At 45.6% G+C, this 4689-nt stretch carries 5 protein-coding genes; 3 read left to right on the forward strand and 2 right to left on the reverse strand.

Annotated elements, in window-relative coordinates; all coding sequences use genetic code 11:
* The 3 genes from hutU to IQR33_RS21545 all read left to right on the forward strand — a co-directional run.
* The coding region (gene hutU, locus IQR33_RS21535; protein WP_228014054.1) for a urocanate hydratase at window positions 1-1151 on the forward strand (1151 nt) is incomplete at its 5' end.
* 11 nt (window positions 1152-1162) lie between these two features.
* The gene (hutH, locus tag IQR33_RS21540; RefSeq protein ID WP_017821814.1) at window positions 1163-2698 is read left to right on the forward strand and encodes a histidine ammonia-lyase; all 1536 of its coding nucleotides are present in this window, start codon (window positions 1163-1165) and stop codon (window positions 2696-2698) included.
* Between the two features lie 335 nt (window positions 2699-3033).
* Window positions 3034-3759 carry a DUF3581 domain-containing protein gene (locus tag IQR33_RS21545; protein ID WP_017821813.1) on the forward strand — a complete coding sequence of 242 codons (726 nt, stop codon included), beginning with the start codon at window positions 3034-3036 and terminating at the stop codon, window positions 3757-3759.
* 110 nt (window positions 3760-3869) lie between these two features.
* Here the strand turns inward: IQR33_RS21545 and IQR33_RS21550 are convergent, their stop codons facing one another.
* A complete protein-coding gene (locus tag IQR33_RS21550) occupies window positions 3870-4331 on the reverse strand; it encodes a methyltransferase family protein (RefSeq protein ID WP_005377951.1) in 462 nt (153 codons plus the stop codon).
* A 73-nt stretch (window positions 4332-4404) separates the two neighbouring features.
* Window positions 4405-4689, reverse strand: a 285-nt coding sequence (locus tag IQR33_RS21555; RefSeq protein WP_193844038.1) for a (Fe-S)-binding protein, incomplete at its 5' end; no start/stop codon positions are given.

Below are 4689 nucleotides of genomic sequence, written 5' to 3' on the forward strand. Positions count from 1 at the left end.
TGGGTGGTGCTCAACCTCTCGCTGGTACAATGGCGGGCTTCTCCATGATTGCAGTAGAGTGTGATGAGTCACGTATCGATTACCGCCTACGTACAGGCTATGTCGATAAGAAAGCGACTTCTTTAGATGAAGCGCTAGCTATCATTAAAGAGTCAGACACACCAGTATCGGTTGGTCTACTAGGTAATGCAGCAGACGTTTTCTCTGAGCTGGTAGAACGTAATATCACGCCTGATGTAGTAACAGACCAAACGTCTGCACACGACCCGCTCAATGGCTATTTACCACAAGGCTGGAGCATGTCTCACGCAGCAGAAATGCGTTTGCAAGATGAAGCAATGGTCGTAAAAGCAGCGAAAAAATCCATGGCTGTGCAAGTTCAAGCGATGTTAGAGCTGCAAAATCGCGGCGCCGCAACACTCGACTACGGTAACAACATCCGCCAGATGGCCTTGGAAGAAGGCGTAGAAAACGCATTTGATTTCCCTGGCTTCGTTCCAGCCTACATTCGTCCTCTATTCTGTGAAGGTATCGGTCCTTTCCGTTGGGCTGCTCTCTCTGGCGATCCTGAGGACATTTATAAAACCGACCAAAAAGTAAAAGAGCTAATTCCAGATAATCCGCACTTACATAACTGGCTAGATATGGCTCGCGAACGCATCCAGTTCCAAGGTTTACCTGCGCGTATTTGCTGGGTTGGTCTTAAAGATCGTGAGCGTCTTGGTCAAGCATTCAACGAAATGGTGAAAAATGGCGAACTTAAGGCGCCCGTTGTCATTGGTCGAGACCACTTAGACTCTGGCTCTGTAGCAAGCCCGAACCGTGAAACCGAAGGTATGATGGACGGTTCTGACGCCGTATCAGACTGGCCATTATTAAACGCGCTACTCAACACGGCGGGCGGCGCAACTTGGGTTTCACTGCACCACGGTGGTGGCGTAGGTATGGGCTTCTCGCAACACTCAGGTATGGTTATCTGCTGTGACGGCAGTGAAGATGCCTCACAACGTATTGCCCGCGTGCTGCATAACGACCCAGCAACAGGCGTGATGCGTCATGCTGATGCGGGATACGATATCGCTAAACAATGTGCAGCAGAGCAAGGGCTAGATTTGCCAATGCTCAACGAAGAACTGAAGAAGCTCAAGTAAGGATGAAAGAGATGTTAAATTTAACGCTAAAGCCGGGTCATATTAGCTTAAACGAACTACGCCAAGTGAGCCGTTCACCAGTCAACCTTACTTTGGATCCTGAAGCCATTCCGGCCATTGAAGAAAGCACACAGGTCGTAGACCGAGTCATCGCGGAAGATAGAACGGTTTACGGAATTAACACTGGTTTTGGGCTATTGGCTAACACACGAATAGCACCAGAAGATTTAGAAACACTGCAACGCAGTATCGTTCTTTCTCATGCGGCAGGTATCGGTGAGTTTATGTCAGATGAAACGGTTCGTCTGATGATGGTATTAAAAATCAATAGTCTGTCTCGTGGCTTTTCTGGGATTCGCCTAAAAGTCATTAATATGCTGACCGACCTAGTCAACGCACAAGTTTACCCTTGTGTACCTAAAAAGGGCTCTGTTGGCGCATCAGGTGACTTAGCTCCTCTAGCCCATATGAGCACTGTATTACTGGGAGAAGGACAAGCTCGCCACAACGGTAAAATCATTTCCGGGCAAGAAGCATTAAAAATCGCAGGTCTAGAGCCTATCACTCTGGCGCCAAAAGAAGGCTTAGCGCTACTAAATGGGACTCAGGCATCCACAGCGTTCGCATTGGAAGGCCTGTTTATCGCGGAAGACCTTTTCGCATCAGCAACCGTTTGTGGTGCAATGTCTGTTGAAGCCGCTCTCGGCAGCCGACGTCCATTCGATCCGCGCATTCACCGTGTACGTGGTCATCGCAGCCAAATGGACGCAGCACTCGCATACCGTCATTTGTTAGACACATCGAGTGAAATAGGTGATTCGCACACTAACTGTGAAAAAGTACAAGACCCGTATTCTTTGCGCTGTCAGCCTCAAGTGATGGGCGCGTGTTTACAGCAAATCCGCAATGCGGCGGAAGTATTACAAGTAGAAGCGAACTCCGTATCAGATAATCCGTTGGTGTTTGCTGAAGATGGTGACATCATCTCTGGCGGTAACTTCCACGCGGAGCCTGTTGCAATGGCAGCCGACAACCTAGCACTTGCGATTGCCGAGATCGGTAGCTTGTCTGAACGTCGTATGGCATTACTTATCGATAGCGCGCTATCAAAACTGCCACCGTTCTTAGTCGACAATGGTGGTGTGAACTCTGGTTTCATGATTGCTCAGGTTACCTCTGCTGCGTTAGCAAGTGAAAACAAAACACTCGCTCACCCAGCGTCAGTAGACAGCTTGCCAACATCTGCAAACCAAGAAGATCACGTGTCAATGGCAACATTCGCGGCTCGCAGATTGAAAGAAATGGGCGAAAACACTCGCGGTATTCTGGCGGTAGAATACCTCTCAGCAGCACAAGGCCTAGACTTTAGAGCACCAAACAAGTCCTCTGAGCGTATTGAGATTGCGAAACAAATGTTGCGTGAAAAAGTATCGTTCTACGATAAAGATCGCTACTTTGCTCCAGACATTGAACAGGCAAATACTCTGCTTAAGCTGGCTATCCACAACACGCTCATGCCAGAGAGCTTGTTACCAAGTGTTCAATAACCAAGCATAACTGGCATTTCATCGAATAAACAGATAATGACTTGAAGGCTCTACGTTCAGCGTGGAGCCTTTTTACATACGATTAAACATGTTGATGGCACTATTTATGAACGCCTGTCTACTTTGATGGCTATACTTTAAAAGATAGGCGAGCGAAAAGGTCGTTGTTTATTGTTTTCACAAATAAAAGCGTTGCTAAAGTATGCGTTTTTAACGGTTTATCCGCCGAAATAGTGTCTTATTGTTAGGATACGGTGAAGTTTTCACTGGATGGACCATTGCTACGCAGATATTCGCATATAATCCCACACAGTTTTGGTTACTACGTAAAAATTATGTTTCTAACACCTTATTTTTCAAACACTAATCACCAGTTTCAGTTCACTCGCGAACAAGCAAGCCACTTTGCAAAACGTGTCGCAGGTGACTACAACCCAATTCATGATGAAGACAACAAACGCTTTTGTGTCCCTGGAGATTTACTTTTCGCTGTGCTTCTTAGTAAAGAAGGCGTTAGCCAAAAGATGCGTTTTAACTTCTCTGGCATGGTAAACGATGGTGTAGCACTTCATATTGAAAATAAGTGTGACAAAGAAAGCGCTGTTGTTGACGAGGCAGGTAAAGAATACTTACACATGTCCCGTGAAGGTGAAACTAACCACGATCCGGCATTTATTGAGCATGTAGTGACAAATTACGTGCAATTTTCTGGTATGAACTTCCCTCACATCATGGTTCCTCTTATGGAAGAGAAGCAAATGATGATTAACTGCCAGCGTCCATTAGTTATTTATGAAAGCATGGAAGTCGAATTTTCACGCTTAGACCTTACGCATCCAGAGGTGGATTTCACTGGCGCAACATTCGACGTAGAAGGAAAACGAGGTGTAGTCACCTTAAACTTTGCGTTTAAAGAAGACGGTGAAGTCGTTGGTAAAGGTATTAAGCGCATGGTTGCAAGTGGCTTGAAGCCATATGACCAAGAAGCGGTTGACGACCTTGTACGCCGCTTTAATGAACGTAAGGATGCATTCCTAGCAAAGTTCGTTAAGGCAGCCTAGTCGACTGCCCTATCAGAAGCGCACAAAAAAAGTGTTTACTAAAAGAAAGCCCAACGTCGACCGTTGGGCTTTCTTTTTATGTCTCATCCAAACAAAACTAAACGCAATGCTTAGAGCCAACGACGAACATGGTTTTTATAATCCACATACTCTTCACCAAACAATCGCTCTAAAACGCGTTCCTCAGGCTTGATTTGAAACCGATTCATATAACTGACAAATATCACGCCACAAAGCACCACACTCAAGTGCTGCCACCACAAACCAGTTGCTATGATTAGAAGCAATAATGCCGTGTACATAGGGTTGCGTGAAAAGGCAAACACACCTGTTCTTACAACAGAAGATGCCGCTTCAGGTTTTACTGGGTTTACTGTGGTTTTTACTTTGCGAAATTCATACACGCCAGCAATGCCCATGTAGCCAGACAACAAAGTTAATACACCTACTACAAATTCAACAAAGGGTACTCGAATGTTCATGCTCGGCGTCAAAACTTTAAGTCCGTACATCAAAAGTATGACTAGCAAAAACACCACAACAGGTGGGACTTTGAGTTCAAGTTTTCTCAAGATTCATATCCTTTGAAAGGGTCTAAATACGGTTTCTAAAAAGCCCAGTAAAACTGGGCTTGATCTAGTCCGATTACAACAAAGTTAACAATGCCTGAACGGGATGCTTGGGCTTCGTTCCTTCAAAGCGTTTAACTTGGCTGCGGCAAGAATAGCCTGTAATCAAACATCTCTCGTTATCCAACTTATCTAAGCTCGGCTTCCAGCTTAAATTGTAAATGTCTTTCGACATCGACAACTTATCAACCTCATGACCAAACGTACCCGCCATACCACAACAACCAACAGGTACCGTATTCAAAACTGCACCAAAGTGAGCAAAAATAGCGCCCCACTCTTTTTCCGCATTGGGCATTTT

Origin of the sequence: Vibrio sp. OPT46, from assembly GCF_015163535.1 — a bacterium.
In the GTDB taxonomy this organism is placed as follows: Bacteria; Pseudomonadota; Gammaproteobacteria; order Enterobacterales; family Vibrionaceae; genus Vibrio; species Vibrio alginolyticus.